Consider the following 25,459-nt stretch of genomic DNA (forward strand, 5'->3'; position numbering starts at 1 on the left):
GCCGGTTATAGCGGCGCAAACGAGCAGCCAACTGATAACAACAAGTGAGACCCATCATGATATACGCCCAACCTGGCACCCCCGGTGCTGTCGTGTCGTTCAAGCCTCGTTACGGTAACTTCATCGGCGGCGAGTTCGTCGCGCCGGTCAATGGTCAGTACTTCACCACGACCTCGCCGGTCAACGGCCAGGTCATCGCCGAATTCCCGCGTTCCTCAGCCGAGGATATCGACAAGGCGCTGGACGCCGCCCATGCCGCTGCAGCCGGGTGGGGCGCCACCTCGGTGCAGGCGCGCTCACTGATCCTGTTGAAAATCGCTGACCGGATCGAACAGAACCTGGAAGCCCTGGCACTCACCGAAACCTGGGACAACGGCAAGGCCATCCGCGAGACCCTCAACGCCGACATCCCCCTGGCCGCCGACCATTTCCGCTACTTCGCCGGTTGCCTGCGCGCCCAGGAAGGCAGCGCTGCCGAAATCGACGGCAACACCGTGGCCTATCACATTCATGAACCGCTGGGCGTGGTCGGTCAGATCATCCCGTGGAACTTCCCGATCCTGATGGCCGCCTGGAAACTCGCCCCGGCCCTGGCCGCCGGCAACTGCGTGGTGCTCAAGCCTGCCGAACAGACTCCGCTGGGCATCACCGTGCTGGTCGAGCTGATTGGCGATCTGCTGCCACCGGGCGTGCTCAACGTGGTGCAAGGTTTTGGTCGCGAAGCCGGTGAAGCCCTGGCCACCAGCAAACGCATCGCCAAGATTGCGTTTACCGGCTCGACCCCGGTCGGCTCGCACATCATGAAATGCGCCGCCGAAAACATCATTCCGTCCACCGTGGAGCTGGGTGGCAAGTCGCCGAACATCTTCTTCGAAGACATCATGCAGGCCGAACCAAGCTTCATCGAAAAGGCCGCCGAAGGCCTGGTCCTGGCGTTCTTCAACCAGGGCGAAGTCTGCACCTGTCCGTCCCGTGCGCTGGTGCAAGAGTCGATCTACGACGAATTCATGCAGGTGGTGATGAAGAAGGTGGCGCAAATCAAACGCGGCGACCCACTGGACACCGACACCATGGTCGGCGCCCAGGCGTCCGAGCAGCAGTTCGACAAGATCCTTTCGTACCTGGAAATCGCCCAGCAGGAAGGTGCGCAAGTCCTCACCGGCGGCGCGGCGGAGAAGCTGGAGGGTGGCCTCGCCAGCGGCTACTACATTCAACCGACCCTGCTCAAAGGCCATAACAAGATGCGGGTGTTCCAGGAAGAAATCTTCGGGCCCGTGGTGGGCGTCACCACCTTCAAGGATGAGGCCGAAGCCCTGGCCATCGCCAACGACACCGAGTTCGGCCTGGGCGCCGGCCTCTGGACCCGCGACATCAATCGCGCCTACCGCATGGGGCGCGGCATCCAGGCCGGTCGCGTGTGGACCAACTGCTACCACCTGTACCCGGCCCATGCCGCGTTCGGTGGTTACAAGAAGTCTGGCGTCGGCCGTGAAACCCACAAGATGATGCTCGACCATTACCAGCAGACGAAAAACCTGCTGGTGAGCTACGACATCAATCCGCTGGGCTTCTTCTAACCCCTCTTGAAATGAGGTGAGTCCTTCGCTGCGATGCAGCGAAGGCATCCGCCAGGGCTGGATGCTCCGGTACTTGCGCTGTTGGCCTTGATTGATCCTTTGGAGTCTGCGATGAAAATCCGTTACAAGGTGAGCCTTGTGGCTGCCGGTGTGCTGTTGGTGACGACAAGCCTTCTATCGCTGGTTCAGGTCAGGCAGATACGTACGATTTTGCGTCACCAGGTCGAGGCGAGCATCTCGGAGTCGAGCAATGCGGTGGCACGTCAGATCGAAAACTGGCTGAACGGCAAACTGCGTCTGATGGATCTGGCGTCCCAGGCGATCGACCGCCAGTACAGTGTGCAAACGACTCAACGAATCATTGATTCGCCCACTCTGAAAGACGAATTCAAGTTGGTGTTCGGTGCCCTGGAGTCTGATGGCAAACCCATCAAGAACACGGCGGCCTGGAATCCAAAACCTGATTATGACGGTCGCATCCGCCCTTGGTACGCGACTGGAAAGGCCAGTAGCCAAGCCGTTTTAACCGAACCCTACAAGGATTCCACCACCGGTGAAATCCTGATCTCGGCTGTCGCGCGGATCAGCGACGCGGGGCAATTGCTCGGGGTGTTTGGCGGTGACATTCGCCTGACTACGGTTGCCGACGCCATCAATACCCTGGATTTCGGTGGGGCCGGTTACGCGTTCCTGCTCAGTAAAAGTGGCAACATCATTTCGCATCCGAACGCGGAACTGAACGGCAAGCCCTTTAGCCAGCTTTTCGCAGGCAACGTCCTGCCCCTCGACAGTCAGCTTCAGGAGGTCAGCAGCGATGGAAAGTCGCTGCTGGTGTCGTTCATTCCGCTGTCCGATCTCAAGGGCATGGATTGGTACATCGGTGTGGTACTGGATCAGGACATCGTCATGGCCGCAGCCCATACCCTGAGTTGGCGCGCCGTGATCGGTACAGGCCTGGGCGTGCTGCTTAGCCTGTTGGTGTTGGGCCTGTTGGTAAGGCGGCTGCTGCGGCCTCTGGATCAACTCAAGGATTCGTTGGCAGACATCAATCGGGGCGAGGGTGACCTGACCCGGCAACTACCCGTGGTTGGTCATGATGAAATTGCGCTGGTCGCCGGGGAGTTCAACCAGTTCCTGCAGAACCTGAAAGCGCTCATCGGCGATGTGAAAAACAGCTCGCGACACGTTCGAGAGAGCACTGCCGCGACGTCCTGCGAAGCCGATCAGGCCGCCAATCGCGTGCAAGTTCAACTGCAGGAACTGGATCAATTGGCCACCGCCATGACCGAGATGGCCTCGACCGCCGAAGATGTCGCGCGTAACGCGCAAACCGCTGCCGAAGCGGCCATCGCGGCTAACGAAGAAACAGCAGGCGGGGTCGCTCTGGTTTCCAGGTCTACGGGGGCCATCAAGCGTCTGGCCGAAGAGATGGACGCCACGGGTCATGCGATCAATGAGCTGTCCACGCTCAGTCAAAGCATTGGCTCCATTGTCGCGGTCATCACCAGCATCGCCGACCAGACCAACCTTCTCGCACTCAATGCGGCCATCGAGGCGGCACGGGCCGGCGAATCGGGACGCGGGTTTGCGGTGGTGGCTGATGAGGTGCGCTCACTGGCCTCGCGAACCCAGCAATCGACCCAGGAAATACGCGAGATGATCGACCAGTTGCAGACGGGCGTAAGGCACGCCCAGGTGCGAATGCAGCAGAGCCGCGACACGGCCAGCAAGACTGCCGGGGATGCCGATGCAGCCAATGACACCCTTGAGCGCATACGTGCGGCCATCTATCGCATCAATGACATGAACCTGCAGATTGCCGCGGCGGCTGAAGAGCAAAGCGTCACGACCGAGGAAATCAATCGCAACACCACGAACATCCGCGATATCAGTATCGAAGTCTCCGGCAATGCGGACAAACAGGTTCGCCAATGCTCAGCGATGGTAGACCACGTCGGCCAGCAAGACGAGCTGCTCAGTCGCTTCCGGATTTGAGTTTTGCCATCGCCCGAATGCTTGGGTTGCAACCCCGCGACAGACCACAAAAACAACTATTCCACCGAGGTAAGAAAGATGAGTGCGGCTTCCCTGTATCCCGTTCGTCCCGAGGTTCTGGCCAACACGCTGACCGACGAGGCGACCTACAAGGCCATGTACCAGCAGTCGGTCGTCAACCCCGACGGCTTCTGGCGCGAGCAAGCCAAGCGCCTCGACTGGATCAAGCCGTTCACCACGGTGAAGCAGACGTCCTTCGACGATCACCATGTCGACATCAAGTGGTTCGCCGACGGCACCCTCAACGTTTCCTACAACTGCCTCGACCGTCATCTGGCCGAGCGCGGTGATCAAGTCGCGATCATCTGGGAAGGCGATGACCCGGCGGAGAGCCGCAACATCACCTACCGCGAACTGCACGAACAAGTCTGCAAATTCGCCAACGCCCTGCGCGGCCAGGACGTGCACCGCGGCGACGTTGTGACGATCTACATGCCGATGATCCCCGAAGCCGTGGTTGCCATGCTGGCCTGCACCCGGATCGGCGCGATTCACTCGGTGGTGTTCGGCGGTTTCTCGCCCGAAGCCCTGGCCGGGCGCATCATCGACTGCAAGTCGAAAGTGGTGATCACCGCCGACGAAGGCATTCGTGCCGGCAAGAAGATCCCGCTCAAGGCCAACGTCGACGACGCGCTGACCAACCCGGAAACCAGCAGCATCCAGAAAGTCATCGTGTGCCAGCGCACCGGCGGCAACATCAAGTGGAACCAGCACCGCGACATCTGGTACGAAGACCTGATGAAAGTGGCGGGCACCGTGTGCGCGCCGAAGGAAATGGGCGCCGAAGAAGCGCTGTTCATCCTCTACACCTCCGGTTCCACCGGCAAGCCCAAGGGCGTGCAGCACACCACCGGCGGCTACCTGTTGTACGCGGCCATGACCCACGAGCGCGTGTTCGACTACCGCCCGGGTGAAGTCTACTGGTGCACCGCCGACGTCGGCTGGGTCACCGGGCACTCCTATATCGTCTACGGCCCGCTGGCCAACGGCGCGACCACGCTGCTGTTCGAAGGCGTGCCGAACTACCCGGACATCACCCGGGTGGCGAAGATCGTCGACAAGCACAAGGTCAACATCCTCTACACCGCCCCGACCGCCATTCGCGCCATGATGGCCTCGGGCACCGCTGCCGTGGAAGGCGCCGACGGCAGCAGCCTGCGCCTGCTCGGTTCGGTCGGCGAGCCGATCAACCCGGAAGCCTGGGACTGGTACTACAAGAATGTCGGTAAGTCCCGCTGCCCGATCGTCGACACCTGGTGGCAGACCGAAACCGGCGGCAACATGATGAGCCCGCTGCCGGGCGCCCACGCCCTCAAGCCGGGTTCGGCGGCCCGTCCGTTCTTCGGCGTGGTGCCGGCGCTGGTGGACAACCTGGGCAACATCAGCGAAGGCGAGGCCGAGGGCAACCTGGTGATTCTCGATTCGTGGCCAGGCCAGGCACGTACGCTGTACGGCGATCACGACCGCTTCGTCGACACCTACTTCAAGACCTTCCGTGGCATGTACTTCACCGGTGACGGCGCCCGTCGCGATGCCGACGGCTACTACTGGATCACCGGTCGCGTGGACGACGTGCTCAACGTCTCCGGCCACCGCATGGGCACCGCCGAGATCGAAAGCGCCATGGTCGCCCACCCGAAAGTCGCCGAGGCGGCGGTGGTTGGTGTGCCGCATGACATCAAGGGGCAGGGGATTTATGTCTACGTCACGATCAATCGCGGCGAAGAGGCGGACGACAAACTGCTTGTTGAACTGAAGAACTGGGTGCGTAAAGAGATCGGTCCGATTGCCTCGCCGGACGTCATCCAATGGGCGCCGGGTCTGCCGAAAACCCGTTCGGGCAAGATCATGCGGCGGATCCTGCGCAAGATTGCGGCGGCCGAATACGAGGGATTGGGGGACATCTCCACCCTGGCCGATCCAAGTGTGGTGCAGCACCTGATCGATACCCACAAAACCATGAACGCTTCATAAACAAAAAAGCCAAGTCGGTTATGAAGCGGCGCCCGGTCAGTGATCGGGCGCCGTTTCCTGGTGCATCGCGCCGTCGGGCGGCGACACACCTGAAATAAACCCACCCGGACCAGTGGCATGTCCTTTAGCCGACACAGGCTGGCTTGTTAGCGTTAGTCGGTAATCCATCAGCGGGTTAGAGTCGCCGATACCTTCCTGGCAAAACCGGATGATCCCGATGACGCGCCCGCGCTTTTTACCCGACAACTTCACCCTGACCCTGGTCGGCGTGGTCCTGCTCGCCAGCTTGCTGCCTGCCAGTGGCCAAGTGGCGGTGGGCTTTGGCTGGTTGACCAATATCGCCATTGCCCTGCTGTTTTTCCTGCATGGCGCCAAATTGTCCCGCGAATCGATCATCGCCGGTGCCGGTCACTGGCGCTTGCATTTGCTGGTGTTCGGCCTGACCTTCGTGCTGTTTCCGCTGCTCGGCCTGGCGCTCAAGCCTGTCCTGTCGCCGTTGATCGGTGACGACCTGTACATGGGCATGCTCTACCTCTGCGCGCTGCCGGCCACGGTGCAGTCGGCGATTGCCTTTACTTCCCTGGCACGCGGCAACATTCCGGCGGCGATTTGCAGCGCGGCGGCGTCCAGCCTGTTCGGGATTTTCCTCACGCCATTGCTGGTGACGCTGCTGTTGAACGTGCACGGCGACGGCGGCTCGACCGTTGATGCGATCGTGAAGATCAGCGTGCAACTGTTGCTGCCGTTCGTTGCCGGGCAGATCGCACGACGCTGGATCGGCGCCTGGGTCGGGCGCAACAAGAGCTGGCTGAAGTTCGTCGATCAGGGCTCGATTCTGCTGGTGGTCTACGGGGCTTTCAGCGAGGCGGTAAACGAAGGCATCTGGCATCAGATTCCGTTGCGGGACCTGGCCGGGTTGGTGGTCGCCTGCTGCGTGGTGCTGGGGCTGGTACTGGCGGCGTCTACCGTGCTGGGCAAGGCCTTTGGCTTCAATCAGGAAGACCGCATCACCATTCTCTTTTGCGGCTCGAAAAAGAGCTTGGCCACCGGGGTGCCGATGGCGCAAGTGCTGTTCGCCGGCAGCACCATTGGTGTGTTGATCCTGCCGCTGATGTTGTTCCATCAGATTCAACTGATGGTGTGTGCGGTCCTGGCGCAGCGCTACGCTAATCGCCAGGAGTCGGTGGCTGAACTGATGGGGCAGGTCGATCCTTGAATGACACGGGCCGGGATTTGAATCCCGGCTCAAACATTCGACGTCGATGCACCCGGGGTTCGCGTGGCACCGCTGCGCACTTCCCTGGCGGTGCAGCCGAAGTGCTGGCGGAAGCTTCGGGTGAATTGCGCCTGATCACTGAATCCCCAACGCATGGCCAGTTCACCGATCGACAGGTGGCAATTGGGGTCGTGCAGGCCTCGGTGGACCGCTTCGAGACGGCGCAGACGAATCCATTCCCCGAGGCTGTAGGGCGTGCTGTTGAAGAGTTTGTGCAAATAGCGCACGGACAGTCCGCAAGCATCCGCGATGACTTGTGGCGCCAGGTCCGGGTTGCCCAGCTGCTTCTCGACGTATTGCTCGATGCGTTGCAAATGCATGGCCGCCAGGTTCGAACTTTCACTGTTGAGCACTCGCTCATCGTCGCGCAAGGCCATTAGCAAGGTTGAAAGTGCCTGCTCCAGCAGCATGTGGCGGGCGGGTTCGTCGCATTCGTCGAAGCGGGCGGCGCACATCGCCAGTTGATCGACGAAGATTCGCCCGAGTGCGCGCTTGGCATCGAAGCAGAAGCGGGTGTAGCGCTCGGCCCCGCGCAGTTGCCCATGCAAGGCGCGCTCGGGGAGCTTGAACACCCAGAGGTCGTTGTCGCTGGCGTAATGAAAGCGGTAGGGCGCATCGCCCCGTTCGAAGATAAACCCCCCGGGCTGGCAATGCAGGGCGCGGCCGTCCTGTTCGAAATGCACTTCGCTGCGACGCGGTACGGTGACCAGGTAGCAGGCTTCGCGATCTTCACTGACCTGGGCTTTGCTGCGTGAATAGCCCAGCTGACTGGAGCGCAAGCGTGACAGGGTCAGCGGGGTGCTGCCGGTTTCCCAGATCTGCAGGCTGCCACTGAAGGCGCTGCTGGGGGCGAACTCCAGGGATAAAGGGAAATAAGCGTTGCCGATGGCCTGGGACCAGAGCGGCTGGCGTTGACTGTCGGGCCAGGAACGGGTGGAAAGTTTGTACGCCATGGCGGCCCTCGTATCTTTTTATTATGAGGACGGTGCCGAGGTAACGAACCCTCGGCACCGCTGGTTTGCCATCATTTGCCAATGCTTACGGGCGGTCAATCACCAGGTGTCAGCCGGTAGGTGGCCGAGGGTGCCAGCGTCGCCTGCCAGCCCGGGGGGACGACGATGTTGGTGGTCGTCTCCTCGATCACACAAGGGCCTTGCACGGTTTGCCCCGATTGCAGGCGATCGCCGTTGTACACCGGGGTTTCCTGCCAGCTCGACTGGGCGCTGAACAGCATCGGGCGGTAGCCGCTCGCCTGGGGCGCGACGTTTTCGCCGGGCAGCGGCAACTCCGGCATCGGTGGGCGTTGCAGGCGCGCAATCACCGAGCATTCGAGGTTGACCAGCTCGGCGGGACTTTCAGGCTCACTGTAGGAAAACAGCGCTTTGTGCCGCGTATGAAACGCTTCCCGTAAGGCCACCAGACTCGACGGATCCAGCTGATCGCAGGTCAGCTCGACGCTGCATTCGTGAATCTGGCCGAGGTAGCGGATCTCCAGGTTATACAGGCACTCCACGTTGTCGTCGGCGCCGAAACCATCGTCTCGCAGGTCGGTCATGCCGCGCTCGCGCAGGTCGCGCAGCGTCTGATTGAGTAACGGCAGGTCAACCAGATCGTCGTCCAGGCGCATCGGCAGGGTGGCCAACTGGTCGTATCGGATGTCCGAGAGAATCTGACCGTAAGCGCACAGCCCCGAAGCCACTTTCGGAATCAGCACCACCTGGCTGCCGATTTCCTCGGCCAGACGCATGACGTGCATGCCCGCCGCACCGCCGGCGCCAATCAGGGCGAAGTCCCGCGGGTCGTAACCGCGCTCTACCGAGACCCGGCGAATGCCGCTGACCATGTTCAGATTGACCAGAGTGATGATGCCGATGGCCGCACGTTCGACGCTGATGCCCAAATGATCGGCGATTTTGCTGCGGATCGCGTCGATGGCCGCCTTGCGATTGAGGCGGATACTGCCGCCCAACAGCGCGCCGTCGGCCAGGTAGCCCAGGGCGAGGTTGGCGTCGGTCACGGTGGGCTCGGTGCCGCCCTTGCCGTAGCACACCGGTCCGGGGTTGGCACCCGCACTGCGCGGGCCGACCTGGAGCATGCCGAAGTCATCGAGGTAGGCAATCGAGCCGCCACCGGCGCCGAGGGTTTCCACTTGGATCATTGGCACACCGATGCGATAGCGCAGGAAATCGGTGTCCTTGCTGAAGTTGGTGCGCCCGGATTTGCTCAGGGTGATGTCGAACGACGTGCCACCCATGTCCACGGTGATCACGTTATCGATGCCGAATGGCTGCGCGACACACAACCCCGCTTGCGGCGCGGAGGCCGGGCCGGAGTTGATGGCATTCACCGCACGCTCTCGCATCACCACGCCCGGCGCCAGGCCGCCGTTGGACTGGAAGTAGCGCGTCGGTTGTTGCGCGCCAAGCTCTTCGAACAGCGCGTCGATCCGTTCGATGTAGCGGCCCATGACCGGGCTCAGGTAGGCGTTGACCACCGCGGTCGAGGTGCGGGTGTATTCGCGGATCTGCGGGAACACTTCGCTGCCGGTGCAGACGAATACCCCCGGCAATGCCGCGCGCACCATTGCGGCGGTGCGCAATTCATGGTCCGGGTTGCGCACTGACCAGACGAAGGAAATGGCTACCGCTTTCACGTCTTGTTCGCGGAAATACTCGATGGCCTGGCGAATCGCGTCTTCATCCAGCGCGGCGTGTTCGCTGCCATCGCTGAGCATTCGCCCGCCGATGGGCCGGCGCAGGTGGCGCGGCACCAGCATGAACGCCGGCGGGTAGCTGGCGTCGTAGCGATGCCCGTCTTCCTTGTGGCCCAGGCGGATTTCCAGGCTGTCTTCATGGCCGTCGGTGCACAGCAGGCCAACCTTCACTCCGGTCTTTTCGATCAGTGCGTTGAGGGCCACGGTGGTGCCGTTGATGCACAGGTCACAGTCGCCAATGATCTCGGCCGGCGTGCGGCCGATGGCGTCGGCGATCTGCGCCAGGCCGTTGCGGATCGCGATTGTGCCGTCCTGGGGCGTGGAGGGCGCCTTGAACAGCTGCACGTTGCCGCTGCGGTCGGCGAGGATGAAATCGGTGAAGGTGCCGCCGGCGTCGATGCCCAGACGATATTGTTGCTTGCTCATGATGAGGGATTCCAGATTGCTCAAAGGGGCCGGGCTCGATTAGTTCGCCGCACGGCAGGCGCTGGTCGCGGCGTCATCGACCTGGCCGTTGCTGTCGATCACCACGCCGTATTCCAGCCGGGCGCCGTCGCGGGACACCAGGCCGTTGCGCACATCGTTGACCACGCTGGCCACCGGGCGGCGCAGCGGATTGCCGTAGCCACCGCCGCCGGGGTTGACGTTGATCACCCGTTCGCCCGGCTGCGCGGTGAGTTGCGCGTTGTAGATGAAAGACTGTTCCTCACCGTCGGCCTTGCGGTGGATCAGCCGCCCCAATTTCGGTTCGAGCAGGACGTTGTTCGCGCCCGCAGCACCCGACGTCGGCAGTTGCCGGCCCTCGCCAAAGCCCACCACCGTCATCGCATGGTTCAGCGGTTCGATTTCGATGCGCGTGCCCGAGCCACCGCGAAATTCGCCGGCACCGCCGCTGTCGGTCATCAGGCTGTAGCGATGGATGAGGATCGGGTAGGCGTACTCCAGCAACTCGATGTCACCGGACATCAGTGCGCCGAAACAGCACAGCGGACCGCACGCCGGCCAACCGTCCATGGCCTTGTTCGCACCGGCACCGGAGATGATCGAAGCGAGCACCATGGTCACGTACTCGTCGTTGCCATTGCGCGGGTCGTGGCCGGCGATGTTGATCCCGCTGGCGTGGCCCCAGGAGGCGGTCACACGGTCGGGCGCGGCTTGCTCCAGGGCCTGGCGCACCGCATCGGCCAGGGTTTCCATCGGCGTGGTGGTGCTGTTGACGTGGGGCGCCGGTTCCCGGGCGTTGCACAGGGTGCCCGGTGGGCCCAGATCAACGGACACGCAGCGGTACAGCCCTTCGTTGTAGGGCGGTGGCACCTGGGCGAACATCATCAGCCCCAGGTAAACCCCGGACACCGAGTTGCCGGCGTACGAGTTGATGAAGTAGGGCACCTGGGGCGGGCTTTCGATGAGGATGTGCGCCTCGTCGCCGCGAATCTCCACCTGCGCGGTGATCGACAATTCACCCAGCCCATGGCCCGAGTCTTCCAGCACTGCGGTGCCGGTGTAAAAGCCGTCCGGCACATCACGCAGCAGGGCACGCATGTGCCGGTCCGCCATGTCTTTCAACTCGGCGATGCACGCGCGCACCTGCTCCACGCCGTAGCGATCGAGCAGTTCGAGCAAGTGCCGTTCGCCGACGTTGCAGGCGCCGTATTGGGCGTTGAGATCGCCTTCCTGATAGGCACGGGCGCGCATGTTGGTCAGCAGCAGGTTGATCACGTCCTCGCGGCGCTTGCCCCGTGACCACAGTTTCACCGGCGGGATGCGCAAGCCTTCGGCGTAGATTTCCCTGGCGTCGGGGTTGTAGCCGGCGGGCACCGGGCCGCCGATGTCGGTCAGATGACCTTTGCAGACGGCCCAGAACACCAGCTCGCCCTGGTAGAACACCGGTTTGTACATGCAGCAGTCGAGGATGTGGCTGCCCATGTAGGCGGGATCGTTGTGGTAGATCACATCGCCTTCCTCGACCTCGTCACCGAAGAATCCGGCGACGCATTTCATCGCCGGAATCAGCGAACCGAGGTGAATCGGGATGTCCTGGCCTTGCAGGATCATTTCCGGAAGGTGGTCGAACAGTGCGTTCGAATAGTCGTGAGCCAGGTTGAAAACGCTCGAACGACCGGTTTTCTCAAGGGTGATGGTCATTTCGCGCTGCGCGGTTTCCAGCGCGCCTCGCACGACGGCCAGGGTGATCGGATCTACTGTACTCATGGGTCACCAGAAATCTTGTTGTTATCCAGGTGAAGGTCAGGACGAATGTCTAACCCACGACATCAAACTACGCGCTCGAACCGGTGGTCGGCTTGGCGCAAAGTGCACTGGAAATTGATTGCCCGTGCACTGTTGGTTGGTTTGTGTTCGCCTGAAGATGGTTATTAGAGAACGTAGGGATCAGCCACAACTGGCGCGCACGAACCAGCTGCGCCGGGCGTTGTTGAGCAGTAACCAGTAAGTACTGAAGGCACTGATGAAGGTCACGGGGGCCGACCAGGTAGCCAGTGTCGGATGGCCACAATTGAGCAGCGCAATGCCCAGGGCGGCGGCAAGAAACCAGGCCCCGAGACCGCAGGGATTGAAGGCACTGACCCGATCCACCTGGTATTCGATCCGGTCCTGGAACAGCTGGCTGTAGCGTGGCGAGAAAATGTGCGCCAGGGCGATCGCCACCCAGGCCACCACGAAGATGCTCTGGTACGACAGGGCCTGCAGGATGTAGTCGAAAACGTTCAGGCGCATCAGTGTGTAAACCAGAGCCCCGACGGCAATCGTCCAGGCGATGTAAGGCACTTTCGCCAGACCGATGCCGCCAAAGAAGGCCTGCATGTTGGTGGCCGCGAGGTAGAAATTTGCCGAGTTGATGCGCGTCTGGCTGACCCAGACGAAGATCAGGCCCCAAATCCCCATCAGCTCGATGATCGCCATCACCACCGACACCTCGCTCAGGCCACCGGGGGTGGGAATGGTCCCGGTGAGGAAGATCCCGACCAGGCCATTGATCAAAAAGGTAAAGGTGTAGAAGGGCAGGCCGAAGTTGAAGCGGCCATGGTAGGTGGCGTCTTCCTTGCGGCCGAAACGTGCGTAGTCCCAGGTGTACATCATCAGGATCCACACGCCCATGAAGTAGCAGAAGCAGTCCCACCAGCCGTTCACTACCGGACCGCTCGCCGGGCCCATTTGCAACCAGGCCGCGCTGTAGCCGTATTGCCCGATGGTCACCCCCACCAGCGCGACCAGACCGATCAGATAGAAGGGCAGCAGTACGCCGTTGAGCTTGTCCATCCAGTTTTGCACGCTGCCTACAATCAACGGCACGCTGTACAGCACCACCAACAGGTACGCCTGATTGATCGACAGCGAGGGCACATACTGGTGGATCGCAATGGCAATCACCGAGCCTTCAAACACGCTGTAATAGGTCGCGGTGGCGAAGAAGATCAAGGTGGCGAGGACCGCGCCCTTGCGCCCGAACAGCACCCGCGAAAACAACGCGACCGACAGTCCGGTCTTGATCGCATAACGCGATATCACGCCGTTGATGGCCGCGTAGGTGACGACCGACAACAGCAGGCCGACGATCGCGTTTTGAGTGCCGAAGGTCATTGCCAGCGTGGCAGAAACGACAAGCCAGAACATCGCGCTGCAAATGCCCCACCAGGCCATCGTCAGCGAGCGTTTACTCATGCGGTGTGTGTCGGCAACGGCGGTGACCGAAAAGTCGTTGCTGTTGCCCTGTTTCGGGAGGATGGCGGCCATGGTTCTTCTCTTGTTTTTGGATGAAGAACCCGGATGGTAAGAGGCCTGTGGCGCCGGATGATTGCGGTTGGCGGCCCTGTCTTTTGTCATGGAGTGAAGTGGTGGGGACGATGATCCTGCGTCACCGATCCGACAGTTGCCGGGCCAGTGACGAGGATTGATCCAGATGAAGCCGGTTATCGATTGAAGCGCTCGACCAGCGAGTATTGGGTGGACGCGGTCCGGGTCAGTTCCTTGCTCAGGTCCGTCGATTGATGCGCTTGCCCCGAGGTCTGATCGGCCAATTGGGCGATGGTGCTGATGTTGCGACTGATCTCTTCGGCGACGGCGGATTGTTCTTCCGTGGCGGCGGCAATCTGGCTGGCCATGTCGGTGATATGGGCGACCGCTTCGCTGATTCCGACCAGGGCCTGGTCGGCCTCAAGCACCCTGGCCACGCCTTCCTCGGCCTGCCGGTGACCGGACTCCATGATCTGCACGGCATTGTTGGACGAGGTCTGGAGCTTGGTGATCAGGTCATGGATCTGGGTGGTCGATTGCGAGGTTCGCTGTGCCAGCTGGCGTACCTCATCGGCCACGACGGCGAAGCCCCGGCCCATGTCGCCGGCCCGTGCCGCTTCGATGGCGGCGTTGAGTGCCAGCAGGTTGGTCTGGTCGGCGATGCCTTTGATCACGTCGACCACGGTGCCGATTTCGTTGCTGTCCCTGGCCAGTTGCGCCACGGTCTGGCCGGTTTCGCCGACGACAGCGGAAAGGCGTTCGATGGCTTCGCGGGTGTCCCTGGCGACTTCGCGGCCGCGGCTGGTCAGCAAGTTGGCTTGTTGGGTGGCATCGGCCGTGCGCTGGACGTGGCTGGCGACTTCCTGGGTGGTCGCGGCCATCTGGTTGATCGCGGTCGACACCTGCTCGGTTTCGACACGTTGGCGGTCGAGGCCCCTTGAGCTGTCAGTGGCCAGCAGGTCGGATTGTCCGGCCAGCGCACTGAGTTGCTCGGCTGAATCCTGCAGGCGCGTCAGACAGGTCTTCAGGCGAGCCGTCTGGCTGACGAAAGCGGTTTCCAGGCGCGCCTGGAGCCCACGCTCGCCGCTGTACATCTGGGCGATCAAGGCATCGGAGGTCGACGGTTCAACCATCTGCAACAAACGCTGTGCTCCTTGCTTGTGCCGGTGTGCGGCGAGCAGGCTGATGGGCACGGCCAGGCCTGCGGTCAGCGCAATCGCCACGGGTGCACTGAAGAACAGGCCGCCCAGGGTGCTCGCCAGTCCCATGGCCAGGAACGGCAGGTAATCCACTAGCAGCGGTTGCCAGGTGTCCCGGTGCGCGATGGCCGGTTTGCCCTGGCTGATGCGCTTGTACAAGGCTTCGGCGCGACGGATCTGATCCGCTGTGGGCTTGACCCTGACCGACTCGAAGCCGGTCACTTCGATGCCCTCGAAAATGGGCGTGACGTACGCGTTAACCCAATAGTGATCGCCATTTCTGGAGCGGTTCTTGACGATCCCCATCCAGGGCTGGCCTTGCTTGATAGTGCCCCACATGTGAGCGAACACGGCGGGGGGGACATCGGGGTGGCGGACGATGTTCTGCGGCGCGCCGATCAGGTCGGCTCGATCAAAGCCACTGATTTCGACGAAGGCGTCATTGCAGTAGGTGATGACCCCGCGAACATTGGTCGTCGAGATCAGTTTTTGCTGAGGCGCGAGGGGGATCTCGCGTTGCGTGACCGGCTGATTATTTCTCATTCCGATGACTCCTTGGTTCCTGTAGACAGGCCATCGGCAGTCAGTCGCAAAAATTGAGTCAATAAACTGAATAAAACTCATATATAACAATGAGTTGCATTTGACTTTTAATCTGATTTGTCATGAGTTGCGGCCGGACGTGGCGCGACGCCATTCCAGCCAGTGGAAAGCGTAGACGCAGGGCGGGGGAAAAACAAAAAAGCCCGCTGGGGGGCGGGCTCTCTTTTTGGGGTCAAATCCTTTTGTGAACTCAATTTGCGCTCGCTGATGTGAGCGTTTCGTGAAAAGCATGTCAGCGGATTGGAAAACGTGCGCGCCATGCCAGGGAGGCGACGAGAGGCTTCGTTTGTCCCGCGAACCTTGCCATTGCCCCTGAACCGGCAGCGGACTGGCTTGCTCCTTCAGGGCAGCAAGCAGGTCGCTGCGTGATCAAATGGCCCGCTGATTCACTCGCTGAGTCAGTTCTAGTGCCGACTCCTTGCGCTCCGAGTAGCGATCGACCAGCTCCGGGCGATTGCGCAGCAGCAGGGTGAACTTCATCAGTTCCTCCATGACGTCTACCACCCGGTCATACAGCGCCGACGGTTTCATGCGGTTGTCTGCGTCGAACTCCAGAAAGGCCTTGGGCACGGAGGATTGATTGGGAATGGTGAACATCCGCATCCAGCGCCCCAGCACGCGCAACTGGTTGACCACGTTGAAGGATTGCGAGCCGCCAGAGACCTGCATGACGGCCAGGGTTTTGCCCTGAGTCGGACGAATGGCGCCCATTGCCAGCGGCACCCAGTCAATCTGTGCCTTGAACACCGCCGACATGGCGCCGTGGCGCTCCGGCGAGCACCACACCTGGCCTTCCGACCACGTCATCAAGTCGCGCAACTCCTGCACCTTGGGATGATCGGAGGGCGCATCGTCGGGCAGCGGCAGGCCGGAGGGATCGAAGATGATGGTCTCTGCGCCCATGAGCGTCAGGATGCGTGCCGCCTCTTGCGTCAGCAAGCGGCTGAAGGAGCGTTCGCGGGTCGATCCATACAACAGCAGGATGCGTGGCCTGTGCCCGGGTTGCTCATGTTGCGCGAGCTGCTCGGCGCTGGGTGTGTCGAACAGCGACAGGTCCAGACTGGGAAAGTCGTCCGGGGTTTGCGGGGGGTATTCGTTCATTGCATTTCTCCGATGCGGTCCAGCGCCGGCTTGAGTTCCGTTGGGGCGAGGGTGTCGAAATCGAGGGCGAAGAAGGCTGCGAAGCGACGGCGGATTTGCGCAACCGTCGCGTCAAATGCGGCCTGGATTTGTTCGTCGCTGCCTTCTACTTCAGAGGGGTCGGCCAGGCCCCAATGACTCTTGACCGATGGCCCGAAGTACACCGGGCAGGGCTCGCCGGCGGCCTTGTCGCAGACCGTGATCACGATGTCGGGCGGACTGTCGGTGAAGCTGGAAGAGTCTTTGCTGTAGAGCGCCGAGGTGTCCACGCCCAGACCTTGCAAGGTGCTCACCGCGCGTGGGTTAAGGCGCCCGCTCGGGAAGCTGCCGGCGCTCACGGCCGTCATCCCGTCCGGAGCCAGGTGATTGAACAGGCCTTCGCTGAGCACACTGCGGCAGCTATTGGCGGTACACATGAACAGGACTTTCATTATTTCTCCCAGGCGTGGACGCTCAGTCGCGGGGCCTTTGCGGTTAGGGTCAGCAGCAGGCCTGGCGAACCGGCCGGCCTTCCATGGAAGCGAGTCGCTCGGTGTCGCGCCCGGCCCAGGCCGGATTGGCCTTGAGAGTCACTTGGAGAACGTCCTGAACCCACTGCGGCAATTGCGGGTGTAGGCGGTAGTAAACCCACTGGCCCTGGCGGCGATCCTCAAGCAGACCGCAGGCGCGCAACTGTGCGAGATGGCGGGACACCTTGGGCTGACTGTCATCCAGGGCCCAGATGAGTTCACACACGCACAGCTCACCCTCGGCGCACAGCATCAGCATGATCCGGGCGCGGGTCTCATCGCCCAGGCACTTGAAGACAGCAGGGGGGGACAGGCTCATGGAATGTCGCATCTTATGTGTAAATATGAATATTCGAATATACGTATATGTAGAGTCCGAGTACAGACGCGCGTACGGACAAGATCCAGCGCGTGACTTCAATGATGGCCGAAAAGGCGTATTGCCGAACCGCGCGGGTGCGCGCCAAGACTGGCGTTCCCGGCCCCTGCATTCGGACAGGCCGGGATCGACAGAGGGATCGGTTTTTCAGTCAGCCAGTTCTTCGGGCGAAATCACCCACACGCTGCAGGGCATTTTGTACAGAAGCTCCTCCACTGTGCTGCCGATCAACCGGCCGAGGCCATGGTGACCCACTCGGCCCATGACGATCACGTCAATGTCATAGGCATCGGCGAAGCTGGCAAGCACCTTCGCCGGGTTCCCCATGATCATGTGTTGATTCTCTGGCGGGATGCCGTTGCGTTCGCTCAGCTCGCGGAAGGCTTCGCCTTGCGCGTCGTACAGGGTCTTGGCCTTGCGTGAGGAGAAGAACCCCGAGCCATCGGCAAAACCCAGTTCATCCGCGCTGATGGTGGACAGGTCGTGGGCATAAATCACATCGAGCTGGGCGTTGCAGGTGCTCGCCAGTTTTGCTGCCTCGCGCAGAATCCGGTCGTTGAAATCCTTGTATTGGCCATCGCGGTGGAAAGGGTCGACCGCCGCGACAATCTTGCGTGGCAATGCATGAAGCATATGACTGACAAAATGCAAAGGCACCGGGCACTCGCGCAGCAGGTGGACATCAAGGGGCGTGAACAGCAGGCGTGACAGCCGCGATTCGTGATGCAGGGCCTTGATCAAGGCCGCCATGGGTTGCTCCTTGAGGTGAACAAGGATTTCCTGCAAGGGTTTTTCGACCCAGACCACTTCGGTGGTGACGTGCACCCCGATCTTGCGCAGGGGGCGGGCCTGGTCTTCGAGCCATTGGCGATGGCGCTCGACATAGCCGATGCGCATTTGCTCCCGCGCCTGTTCGTTGACCATGCCGGCGGTCGCCAGGCCTTCCAGGTAATCGAAGGCCACGATGTGCAGTGCCGCGTCCGAAGCCTTGGCCAATGCTGCCGCCCGGTCGAAAGCAGGACTGTTTTCCATCAGGGGTGAAACGACCAGCATGAAACGTGATTGTTCAGACATGACAAATCTCCCAAGCGGACGAGCAGAACGGTGAAGCCTTGTGCTTATCCTGCGCGTGGTCCCGAGGGCCGGGTTGATCTTTGTCAAACGCTTGCGCGGCGCGAAAAGGCTGTCCGACGCCCGGTCGGTCCGCCACGGTTTCCATCCAGCAAAAGTTGACCCTGATCAATCTTTAACCCCTCACGGCGGCGCAGTCTTGGGAGCAAGCCAAATGCAGCGGGACGGCGTCATGAAGGTGGCAATGGCACCTTGTTGGCACGCCGGACGCGCTCGAGATTGACGGAGGAGACCATGATCATTGAAGTGTCCGAAAAGCCGGTAAGCCGCGGCTGGACTGTGCAACTGGACGCCCTGGAAGTGAATTTCAACAGCCTGGAAGAGGCGCAGGCGTTCGTCGCCCAACTGAAGGCCCGTATCGATGCGCCGCATGTCTGGCCCAGCACCACCGGCCACAAGACATTCACTGCATCGACCCAGGGTAGCCGGGCTGTCTGTGCGGTTGAGTAAATCCCGAACATTGAATCGCCCCGTGATGAACCGTTGGCCGGTCCATCACGGGGCGATTTTTTACAATTGAAGACGGTGAATGACCTGACGGCTGTCATCGGGATCATTTTGCGTCTCGAAACCCAGTGCCTTGGCCAGGTCGCGCATCGGCGAATTACTGGCGCTGTCCACCGAGTACATCTGGTGATAACCGTTCCTGCGCGCGGCCTTGATCAGATGCTCCATCAATAAGGTCCCCAGGCCCAGGTGCGTCCATTCATCGGCGACCGTCACTGCGCATTCGCATTCATGTTCGCCCGTGGCGCAATAGCGGCTGACGCCGATCTCGATCAGTTTGCCGTCCTCGTGGACCATGGCGATGTACGCCACGCGATGCTTGTTATCGGTGTCCATCAGTTGATCAAGCATGGCGGTCCCGGGTTCGTTGACCTGCGCAAGAAAACGCATGTGCCGGGACTCGGGCGACAAGCGTTTGATAAAGGCGTATTCACGGTCGCGGTCCTTTTCCGCCAGTGGCCGGATCAGCACGTGGCGCCCGTCCTTGAGGGCTTCGATCCAGTATTTTCCAGTGACTGCGGCGTAGGCGGCCGCCGCCCGATCATTGTGGTCTTTGACCGTAAGCATGGTGGGATCCTCCAGCGGGTTGGCGAGATTGGCGCGCCGTGGCGAACCAAGCGGTTGATTCCTTTGTACGCCGCTGATGGTGCGTGGAACTGATCTGGATCAGAGACTTGTGTCGGCAGGCCTTCTTTGATCGGTGTCTGATGTAGATCAAGCACAGGCGGGCGACAACGAGCAGTCTTGGACTGTGCCGGCGTATTGCGACCGGTGTCGAGCCGAGGTGTGTGATGGGTCAATATCAACGTTTGCTGCTGATCGCCGACCAAACCCTGCATTCGTCTCCCGCCTTGTTGCGTGCCGTGGCGTTGGCCAAGGCGAGCGGCGCCGCGCTGGATGTCCGGGCCTTTGTCGAACCGGCGCCGGTGGTCCATTTGTGGGAAGAGAAAGTCGACGATGCCACCTATCAACGCTATTTGCGCCGGGTGCGCCGCTGGATAGCCGACGAAGTCGAGCGGCTCAGTGGCCAGGGCCTGGAGGCGACGGTTGAAGTGGTCTTCACCACCCATCCGTTGCCAGACATCTTGAGGGCCGTCGAGGAGCTCAAGCCGGACATGTTAATCAAGGATGTCAGCCTGGAACCGGTACTCAAGCGAGTGTTCATCACACCGCTCGATTGTCACCTGCTGCGCGATTGCCCGGTCCCTGTGCACTTGGTCAATCAGATCCGTTACGGGTTGCCGCACCGGGTGCTGGCAGCAGTGGACCCATTCGATCCTTCCACGCAAATCAATGGCCTGAACGACACGATCATTCAAACCGCCCATGCACTGGCCCTGGCGTGCGACGCGCCACTGCACCTGCTTTACGCCTATGACCTGACGCCGGCGTTCAATGGCGATGCGCCGCTGGTCAGTGGTGGGTGGGGCGTGGATTTCGTCGAGGAGTTGCGCGAATCCCTGCACCTGGCCTTTGTCACCCTGGCGGATCGCTACGGTATCCCGCCCGAACGGCGGCATTTCGTGATGGGCCTGCCGGTGCCGGTGATCAGCGAGTTTGTCGAGGAGTACCTGGTCGATGTGGTCGTCATGGGGACGGTGCATCGAGTGGGAATCGACCGGCTGATCGGCAGCAACACCGAGCGCGCCCTGTATTCGGTGCCGGGCAGCATTCTGGCGGTCAGGCAGTCAGTCAAGGCGTAAGCACGATGGCGCCATTGAATTGACCGGCCCTGAGGAACGCCAGTGCCTGATTGGCATCGTCCAGGGCAAAATAGGTGACATCACTGTGCACCGGCGTGTGCTGCAATTCCTTGAAGAACGCCAGGCCGTCCTCACGGGTCAGGTTGGCCACCGAGCGAATGCTGCGTTCGCCCCACAACAACCGATAGGGGAACGTCGGAATGTCGCTCATGTGAATGCCGGCGCAGATCACGCAGCCACCCTTGGTGGTGACGGACAGTGCCATGGGCACCAGCGCACCGACGGGAGCGAAAATCAGGCTGGCATCGAGCAAATGCGGGGGAGGCTGGTCTGAAGGACCGGCCCACTCGGCGCCCAGCGATCGTGCATAGGCCTGGCCACTGCTGTCGTCCGGGCGAGTGAAGGCATACACCTGCTGCCCGCGCCCGCGCGCCACTTGAATGGCCAGGTGGGCGGCGGCGCCGAAGCCATAAAGGCCCAGGTGCCGGGCGCCCCTGGCCATTTGCAGGGCCCGAAAGCCGATCAGCCCGGCACACAGGAGCGGGGCGGCCTGGGTGTCGGAGAGCGCCTTCGGGATGGGGAAGCAGAAGCGCTGGTCGGCCACCGTGTACTCGGCGTAGCCGCCGTCCAGATGACAACCGGTGAAGCGGGCTTGGTCGCAAAGGTTCTCCTGGCCCGCGCGGCAGAAGTCGCATTCACCGCATGTCCAGCCCAGCCAGGGCACGCCCACTCGCTGGCCGATCCACTCGGGTGCGACGTCCGGGCCCAGCGCCACCACTTCACCGACGATTTCATGGCCCGGGACCCGGGGCAACACCGCTTGCGGCAATTCGCCATCGACCAGGTGCAGATCAGTGCGGCACACGCCGCACGCCAGCACTTTGATTAATAGCTGGAATGCAGCGGGGGTCGGAATCGGGCGCTCTTCCCGTTGCAGCGGCTGGCCGGGCGTATGCAGAACCATGGCGCGCATGATGACTTTCCCGGTGTGCGGTGCTATTGCAGCGGGCGATGACAGCCCACGACCAGTTGTTTGAGTCCATCCAGGTTTTGAATCCTGACCTCGCGCCCGTTGATTTCCGCCAGGCCCTGATCACGCAGATGGGCGATGCCTCGGCAGATGGTTTCCAGCCGCAACCCCAGGTAGGAGCCGATTTCCTCGCGGCGCATTTTCAGGACGAAGTTCCTGGGCGAGAAACCTCGCATACTCAAGCGTTGCGACAGGTTCAGCAGAAAGGCCGCCAGGCGCTCATCCGAGTTCATGTTGCCCAGTACCATCAGCATGTCGTGATCACGCACGATTTCCCGGCTGAGGATTTTGTTCAGGTTGTGCTGCAGCGACGGCAGTTCCCCGGCCAGTTTCTCGAGATGCGCGAAATGGATGGGGCAAACTTCGCTGTCCTCCAGCGCGATCGCGTTGCAGGCATGCAAGTCGGTGCTGATCGCGTCCAGACCAAGCATCTCGCCGGGCATCTGGAACCCGGTGACCTGTTCCCGGCCATCGACCGAGAGCACGCTGGTCTTGAAGGAACCGATGCGCACCGCGTACAGCGAGCGCAAGGGGTCACCGGCACGGTAGAGGGCTGCGCCTTTTTTGACCTTGAAACGTTGCGCAATCAGCGTATCGAGACGTTCGACTTCCGAGCCCGTCAAACCAATGGGCAGGCACAACTCGACAACGCTGCAACTGGAGCAGGCCGTTTTCAGTTGATGAGCTTGATAGGGGGGGGGCTTCAGGCATTTCATCCGGTCCTCTGTCTGAACATTCAGGATAGTGCCTGCAAGTTAACGAGTCGGTGACAGGGGCAAGTGACTGCGGGTTAGTCGACGAATGGACTGTTTTGTACAAGTTTTCCTGTCAATTTTACGATGTTGAGATGCAGCTGCTTTAACGCTGCCGACCCGAGTGCTATTTGCTCTTCCAGTATTTCTGCATTTCAAGGAACAGAAATGACGCGGTCCAGGAAATCAACACCAGGCCGGTGAGTGCCTGCAATCCGGTCAAATACTTCAAGTTGCCCACGGGGGAAATATCGCCAAAGCCAATGGTGGTGTACGTGGTGAAGGAAAAATAAACGCAGTCCATGAATGAACCGTCGAAGTTGCCGATCAGGCTTCCCCATTCACCGGCGCGAGCCATCAGGTAATAGACCAGCGCGAAGCACCAGACTTCAACGGCGTGGGCCATCAGGGCGCCGAATACGCCGACGACAATCCTGAACCGGCTCCAGAGCTTGAGGCGTGGCAGCCAGTCGTTCAGGCGCAACAGGCATTCGTAGTGGATCACTACGGCAAGGACGACCACCAGTGTATTGATCAGCGTGACGGCCAGCATGGCGAACCTCTCGCAGCAGGGGTGATCCTCGATTGTTTTTACGCCAGCGCAATACGGCGGCCTTGAGCTATATCAACAACGCCTCTGTGAGCCAGGACCATTGTGCTCAATAACCAGAGGGCACTTGGTTGACCTATATCAGAATCCTCACATGCCAGCGCCGGATACTTGAACCATCGTCCGATGCTGTTCCTGCGTTAGAGGCGAGCTGCGCAACGGACTGCCGATGAGATGAATGTCCGCAGCGCCGGGACGGCGGGGAAGGGGACTCCAAGTCACGGGCGGTTGAATGAAGCCCAATGGATCAAGGGCTTGTGACCAGGCAGATAACGCGCTTCCAGGACGAGGTATGTCATGCTGAAACTCAAACGCATCCTGTTGATAGCACCCAACGAAATGAGCCGCACCCCGGCGTTTGATCGGGCGAACGCCTTGGCCAGTGCAACCGGTGCGTTGTTGCACATCGTCGCGTTCAATTATGTTCAGACGCTGGCGGTGGCCGGCTTGTTTGATCATGACGCGATGTACCAGGCCCGGGAGGGCTATCTGCAGGTGCATCGGCAGTGGCTGGAGCAGCAAGCCCGGCTACAGCGCTGCACGGGCTCGCAAGTCACTACGGAAGTGGTGTGGGCCCCGGCCAGCCTGGCGCATGTGCTTGAGTACGTGAATGACTTCCGTCCGGATCTGGTGATCAAGGACGTTCATCATGTGCCTGCACTTAACCGCGTGTTTCATCGTCCACTGGACTCGCTATTGCTGCGCGACTGCCCCGCGAATCTGCACCTGGTGACCGACGGCAACCATCCAAAGCCGCTGAAAATTCTCGCGACTGTCGACCTGTCCCATCTCGAAGACCTGACCCAAGGCTTGAATGACCGGATCCTCGACGTCGCCTCGACCCTGGCCGCTTCCTGTGGCGCCGCCCTGCATTTGCTCAACGTGAGCCACTGGTCAGTGCTGGGCGATGCCGTGAGAAGCGTGCCGACAATGAGTCTGGATGACAGTTTGCGAGACGCGCTCAACGATGCCCAGGAAGAAGCTTTTGATGTGCTTGCCGAACGTTATGGCATTGGCGAAAGGCGCCGCCATCTGCTGACGGGCATTCCTCATCAGGTGATTACGCGGTTCGCCCGACAAAACGCCTTCGACATGGTCGTGCTGGGCACGCTCTACGAAGGCGGGATCGACCGTTTCATCGGCAGTACCGCCGAGGGTGTGTTGAACCGCGCACCCTGCAGCCTGACTATCGTCAAGCCTTGGCGATGGCTTGACTGAAGCGCTATCCATCACGGCTGCAGGTACAAACATCAACGGTTGTCGATCCTGAAAAGTTGATGACCGCGTTAAAAGGCCACGCCAATTTTTATGCCGTACTCATCCCGGGTCTGTTTGTCGAGGTCGGTCACCGCAAATCGACCGTCCAGGTCGTAATTGAAGCGGTTGTAGTAGAGGGATGCCATGAGCGGAATCGTTCCTTGTTGATTAAACAGGAGGCTCAGCTCGACATAAGGATTGGTGTTGTCTTTCAAGTCCAGCGTCTCGCTGCTGACGCCATGGAGTTTGAGTTGCGAATCACCGCTTATCAGCCGTCGAACCCCTGCCTCAAGACGCAGGGTTGCGGTGCTGAACTGGTGGTTGTAGCCCGCCGCGGCTTTAGCGAAAGAAGTGCGGCTGGTCAGATCAACGTCGTATTTTCTGTTGTCCGGACTGAACCGGTTCCACTTGTATCCCGCGCCCAGCAAGACATCTAAAAAATTGTGCGCATCCAGTGCCGTGCGCCAGCCAAGATCCAGGTCCACCTGGCCATCCTTCACTTTCTGGTTCTGCTTTTCAGAGTACTGGCCAGTGATTTCTGCCAGATAAACAAAGCCGGTCTGAGCGGTCATCTTGTTGCCATAGTTGAGAAACAATCCTCCTTCGGGCATGTGTTCGGTGCTCGAGCTTTTCTGCCCGTCGAATTCGAGAACGCTGTAGCTTCCCAGTAAGCCAAAGGAAAATATCGGATCTGTAGGCGGGGCGGCACTGGAGAAGTTGGGGGTGGTTGCGGCAAGAAGAGAAGTGACAACAGCAGTAAGAATGGTCCTTTTCATAAGAACTCCATCAGTACGCTTCAGGTCTGGGTGACCGACACTTACAACGATAGTCGCTTTTTTTTTTCGCGATCAGTTATTGGAATGGAAACCATTAAAAGTGACAGTCAACGAAGAGCGGGGCTGCGCTGCCCAACAGCGGTTCGTTGTCTGGCGCGTTATGACCGGCGCGACTTGAGGGCGTGTGGTCAGTGCCTGCACTCGGCCAACACCACTTGGCAGGTGTTCGGCGTGCCGCCGGAGTGGCTGGCATAGCGAATGCAATTGTCCATGGATTTCTGGCGAGCGATGTTCAAGGTGTCGCCCCAGGCCAGGCCGCCCTCGCCGGCCGTGGGCAGGGCTTTGGCGTAGCAGTTTGAACCCGTGCTTGAAGTGGCATGGCGAGAGGTGCCTGCTTTGCCCGCACACCCGGTCAACGCAAGGTTGATGGCCAGCAGGGAGAGCAGGGCGCATGACGCGCATTGGCGTGCGGTTATTACTGTCATGGGTGTTCACCTGCAAATTGGCCAGAGGCG

21 protein-coding genes and 2 pseudogenes are annotated in these 25,459 nt (G+C 60.9%); 8 read left to right on the forward strand and 15 right to left on the reverse strand.

The window, feature by feature from the left end:
• Window positions 1-56 precede the first annotated feature (56 nt).
• The 5 genes and pseudogenes from exaC (at window position 57) to F7R06_RS17640 (ending at window position 6,822) form a co-directional block, all read left to right on the forward strand.
• On the forward strand, window positions 57-1,577 hold the full coding sequence (gene exaC, locus F7R06_RS17625) for an acetaldehyde dehydrogenase ExaC (RefSeq protein ID WP_090323016.1): 1,521 nt from the start codon (window positions 57-59) through the stop codon (window positions 1,575-1,577).
• A gap of 111 nt (window positions 1,578-1,688) precedes the next feature.
• A pseudogene (locus F7R06_RS31505) lies at window positions 1,689-2,714 on the forward strand (HAMP domain-containing protein); the annotation flags it as partial.
• Window positions 2,715-3,026: 312 nt separating this feature from the next.
• Window positions 3,027-3,572 (forward strand): annotated as a pseudogene (locus F7R06_RS31510) (methyl-accepting chemotaxis protein); the annotation flags it as partial.
• 78 nt (window positions 3,573-3,650) lie between these two features.
• Window positions 3,651-5,606 carry an acetate--CoA ligase gene (gene acs / locus F7R06_RS17635; RefSeq protein WP_090323012.1) on the forward strand — a complete coding sequence of 652 codons (1,956 nt, stop codon included), beginning with the start codon at window positions 3,651-3,653 and terminating at the stop codon, window positions 5,604-5,606.
• Window positions 5,607-5,823: 217 nt separating this feature from the next.
• Complete coding sequence (locus F7R06_RS17640) at window positions 5,824-6,822, forward strand: bile acid:sodium symporter family protein (RefSeq protein ID WP_090327373.1); 999 nt, start codon at window positions 5,824-5,826, stop codon at window positions 6,820-6,822.
• A gap of 29 nt (window positions 6,823-6,851) precedes the next feature.
• Here the strand turns inward: F7R06_RS17640 and F7R06_RS17645 are convergent, their stop codons facing one another.
• The 9 genes from F7R06_RS17645 to F7R06_RS17685 form a co-directional block, all read right to left on the reverse strand.
• Window positions 6,852-7,835 carry an AraC-like ligand-binding domain-containing protein gene (locus tag F7R06_RS17645; RefSeq protein WP_090323010.1) on the reverse strand — a complete coding sequence of 328 codons (984 nt, stop codon included), beginning with the start codon at window positions 7,833-7,835 and terminating at the stop codon, window positions 6,852-6,854.
• Between the two features lie 95 nt (window positions 7,836-7,930).
• On the reverse strand, window positions 7,931-10,021 hold the full coding sequence (gene capA, locus F7R06_RS17650) for a caprolactamase subunit alpha (RefSeq protein ID WP_090323008.1): 2,091 nt from the start codon (window positions 10,019-10,021) through the stop codon (window positions 7,931-7,933).
• Window positions 10,022-10,060: 39 nt separating this feature from the next.
• Window positions 10,061-11,806: a caprolactamase subunit beta gene (gene capB / locus F7R06_RS17655; protein WP_090323006.1), complete on the reverse strand. Its 1,746-nt coding sequence runs from the start codon at window positions 11,804-11,806 to the stop codon at window positions 10,061-10,063.
• A gap of 180 nt (window positions 11,807-11,986) precedes the next feature.
• The gene (locus tag F7R06_RS17660) at window positions 11,987-13,348 is read right to left on the reverse strand and encodes a purine-cytosine permease family protein (protein WP_090323005.1); all 1,362 of its coding nucleotides are present in this window, start codon (window positions 13,346-13,348) and stop codon (window positions 11,987-11,989) included.
• Between the two features lie 176 nt (window positions 13,349-13,524).
• Window positions 13,525-15,090 carry a methyl-accepting chemotaxis protein gene (locus tag F7R06_RS17665; protein ID WP_090323003.1) on the reverse strand — a complete coding sequence of 522 codons (1,566 nt, stop codon included), beginning with the start codon at window positions 15,088-15,090 and terminating at the stop codon, window positions 13,525-13,527.
• A 429-nt stretch (window positions 15,091-15,519) separates the two neighbouring features.
• Window positions 15,520-16,251, reverse strand: coding sequence for an arsenical resistance protein ArsH (gene arsH, locus F7R06_RS17670; protein ID WP_090323001.1), 732 nt, complete (start codon window positions 16,249-16,251; stop codon window positions 15,520-15,522).
• A complete protein-coding gene (locus F7R06_RS17675) occupies window positions 16,248-16,721 on the reverse strand; it encodes an arsenate reductase ArsC (RefSeq protein WP_090322999.1) in 474 nt (157 codons plus the stop codon). The genes arsH and F7R06_RS17675 overlap by 4 nt, the downstream gene beginning before the upstream one ends.
• Window positions 16,722-16,770: 49 nt before the next feature.
• Window positions 16,771-17,118: a metalloregulator ArsR/SmtB family transcription factor gene (locus tag F7R06_RS17680; protein WP_090322997.1), complete on the reverse strand. Its 348-nt coding sequence runs from the start codon at window positions 17,116-17,118 to the stop codon at window positions 16,771-16,773.
• A gap of 207 nt (window positions 17,119-17,325) precedes the next feature.
• A complete protein-coding gene (locus F7R06_RS17685; RefSeq protein ID WP_090322995.1) occupies window positions 17,326-18,252 on the reverse strand; it encodes a universal stress protein in 927 nt (308 codons plus the stop codon).
• Between the two features lie 291 nt (window positions 18,253-18,543).
• Here F7R06_RS17685 and F7R06_RS17690 point away from each other — a divergent pair, with 291 nt between their 5' ends.
• Window positions 18,544-18,759 carry an SPOR domain-containing protein gene (locus F7R06_RS17690; protein WP_090322993.1) on the forward strand — a complete coding sequence of 72 codons (216 nt, stop codon included), beginning with the start codon at window positions 18,544-18,546 and terminating at the stop codon, window positions 18,757-18,759.
• A gap of 60 nt (window positions 18,760-18,819) precedes the next feature.
• Here F7R06_RS17690 and F7R06_RS17695 read toward each other — a convergent pair whose 3' ends face one another.
• Window positions 18,820-19,383, reverse strand: a complete 564-nt coding sequence (locus F7R06_RS17695) for a GNAT family N-acetyltransferase (RefSeq protein ID WP_090322992.1) — start codon at window positions 19,381-19,383, stop codon at window positions 18,820-18,822.
• Between the two features lie 224 nt (window positions 19,384-19,607).
• On the opposite strand from F7R06_RS17695, the gene F7R06_RS17700 reads away from it, so the two are divergent.
• Window positions 19,608-20,519 (forward strand): universal stress protein, encoded by a 912-nt coding sequence (locus F7R06_RS17700; protein WP_090322990.1) that lies wholly within the window; start codon window positions 19,608-19,610, stop codon window positions 20,517-20,519.
• Here the strand turns inward: F7R06_RS17700 and F7R06_RS17705 are convergent.
• From F7R06_RS17705 to F7R06_RS17715, 3 genes are all read right to left on the reverse strand, one after another.
• The gene (locus F7R06_RS17705; protein WP_090322989.1) at window positions 20,509-21,492 is read right to left on the reverse strand and encodes a zinc-dependent alcohol dehydrogenase family protein; all 984 of its coding nucleotides are present in this window, start codon (window positions 21,490-21,492) and stop codon (window positions 20,509-20,511) included. The genes F7R06_RS17700 and F7R06_RS17705 overlap by 11 nt on opposite strands.
• 23 nt (window positions 21,493-21,515) lie before the next feature.
• On the reverse strand, window positions 21,516-22,265 hold the full coding sequence (gene fnr / locus F7R06_RS17710; protein WP_090322987.1) for a fumarate/nitrate reduction transcriptional regulator Fnr: 750 nt from the start codon (window positions 22,263-22,265) through the stop codon (window positions 21,516-21,518).
• A 163-nt stretch (window positions 22,266-22,428) separates the two neighbouring features.
• Window positions 22,429-22,854, reverse strand: coding sequence for a potassium channel family protein (locus tag F7R06_RS17715; protein WP_090322986.1), 426 nt, complete (start codon window positions 22,852-22,854; stop codon window positions 22,429-22,431).
• 354 nt (window positions 22,855-23,208) lie between these two features.
• Here F7R06_RS17715 and F7R06_RS17720 point away from each other — a divergent pair, with 354 nt between their 5' ends.
• Window positions 23,209-24,129 (forward strand): universal stress protein, encoded by a 921-nt coding sequence (locus tag F7R06_RS17720; protein ID WP_090322984.1) that lies wholly within the window; start codon window positions 23,209-23,211, stop codon window positions 24,127-24,129.
• 68 nt (window positions 24,130-24,197) lie between these two features.
• Here F7R06_RS17720 and F7R06_RS17725 read toward each other — a convergent pair whose 3' ends face one another.
• Window positions 24,198-24,944 carry a hypothetical protein gene (locus tag F7R06_RS17725; RefSeq protein ID WP_090322983.1) on the reverse strand — a complete coding sequence of 249 codons (747 nt, stop codon included), beginning with the start codon at window positions 24,942-24,944 and terminating at the stop codon, window positions 24,198-24,200.
• Window positions 24,945-25,132: 188 nt separating this feature from the next.
• A complete protein-coding gene (locus tag F7R06_RS17730) occupies window positions 25,133-25,429 on the reverse strand; it encodes a DUF4189 domain-containing protein (RefSeq protein ID WP_090322981.1) in 297 nt (98 codons plus the stop codon).
• Window positions 25,430-25,459 lie beyond the last annotated feature (30 nt).

This window comes from Pseudomonas moorei (assembly GCF_008801475.1).
Classification (GTDB): Bacteria; Pseudomonadota; Gammaproteobacteria; order Pseudomonadales; family Pseudomonadaceae; genus Aquipseudomonas; species Aquipseudomonas moorei.

What these genes read in the sequence shown, in the direction of transcription:
- F7R06_RS17730 (WP_090322981.1), bottom strand. Translation starts at nt 25,429, where the DNA reads ATGACAGTAATAACCGCACGCCAATGCGCGTCATGCGCCCTGCTCTCC.
- F7R06_RS17725 (WP_090322983.1), bottom strand. Translation starts at nt 24,944, where the DNA reads ATGAAAAGGACCATTCTTACTGCTGTTGTCACTTCTCTTCTTGCCGCA.
- F7R06_RS17720 (WP_090322984.1), top strand. Translation starts at nt 23,209, where the DNA reads ATGCTGAAACTCAAACGCATCCTGTTGATAGCACCCAACGAAATGAGC.
- acs (WP_090323012.1), top strand. Translation starts at nt 3,651, where the DNA reads ATGAGTGCGGCTTCCCTGTATCCCGTTCGTCCCGAGGTTCTGGCCAAC.
- F7R06_RS17645 (WP_090323010.1), bottom strand. Translation starts at nt 7,835, where the DNA reads ATGGCGTACAAACTTTCCACCCGTTCCTGGCCCGACAGTCAACGCCAG.
- capA (WP_090323008.1), bottom strand. Translation starts at nt 10,021, where the DNA reads ATGAGCAAGCAACAATATCGTCTGGGCATCGACGCCGGCGGCACCTTC.
- F7R06_RS17675 (WP_090322999.1), bottom strand. Translation starts at nt 16,721, where the DNA reads ATGAAAGTCCTGTTCATGTGTACCGCCAATAGCTGCCGCAGTGTGCTC.
- F7R06_RS17695 (WP_090322992.1), bottom strand. Translation starts at nt 19,383, where the DNA reads ATGCTTACGGTCAAAGACCACAATGATCGGGCGGCGGCCGCCTACGCC.
- F7R06_RS17685 (WP_090322995.1), bottom strand. Translation starts at nt 18,252, where the DNA reads ATGTCTGAACAATCACGTTTCATGCTGGTCGTTTCACCCCTGATGGAA.
- F7R06_RS17660 (WP_090323005.1), bottom strand. Translation starts at nt 13,348, where the DNA reads ATGGCCGCCATCCTCCCGAAACAGGGCAACAGCAACGACTTTTCGGTC.
- F7R06_RS17700 (WP_090322990.1), top strand. Translation starts at nt 19,608, where the DNA reads ATGGGTCAATATCAACGTTTGCTGCTGATCGCCGACCAAACCCTGCAT.
- exaC (WP_090323016.1), top strand. Translation starts at nt 57, where the DNA reads ATGATATACGCCCAACCTGGCACCCCCGGTGCTGTCGTGTCGTTCAAG.
- fnr (WP_090322987.1), bottom strand. Translation starts at nt 22,265, where the DNA reads ATGAAATGCCTGAAGCCCCCCCCCTATCAAGCTCATCAACTGAAAACG.
- F7R06_RS17705 (WP_090322989.1), bottom strand. Translation starts at nt 21,492, where the DNA reads ATGCGCGCCATGGTTCTGCATACGCCCGGCCAGCCGCTGCAACGGGAA.
- capB (WP_090323006.1), bottom strand. Translation starts at nt 11,806, where the DNA reads ATGAGTACAGTAGATCCGATCACCCTGGCCGTCGTGCGAGGCGCGCTG.
- F7R06_RS17640 (WP_090327373.1), top strand. Translation starts at nt 5,824, where the DNA reads ATGACGCGCCCGCGCTTTTTACCCGACAACTTCACCCTGACCCTGGTC.
- arsH (WP_090323001.1), bottom strand. Translation starts at nt 16,251, where the DNA reads ATGAACGAATACCCCCCGCAAACCCCGGACGACTTTCCCAGTCTGGAC.
- F7R06_RS17715 (WP_090322986.1), bottom strand. Translation starts at nt 22,854, where the DNA reads ATGCTGGCCGTCACGCTGATCAATACACTGGTGGTCGTCCTTGCCGTA.
- F7R06_RS17690 (WP_090322993.1), top strand. Translation starts at nt 18,544, where the DNA reads ATGATCATTGAAGTGTCCGAAAAGCCGGTAAGCCGCGGCTGGACTGTG.
- F7R06_RS17665 (WP_090323003.1), bottom strand. Translation starts at nt 15,090, where the DNA reads ATGAGAAATAATCAGCCGGTCACGCAACGCGAGATCCCCCTCGCGCCT.
- F7R06_RS17680 (WP_090322997.1), bottom strand. Translation starts at nt 17,118, where the DNA reads ATGAGCCTGTCCCCCCCTGCTGTCTTCAAGTGCCTGGGCGATGAGACC.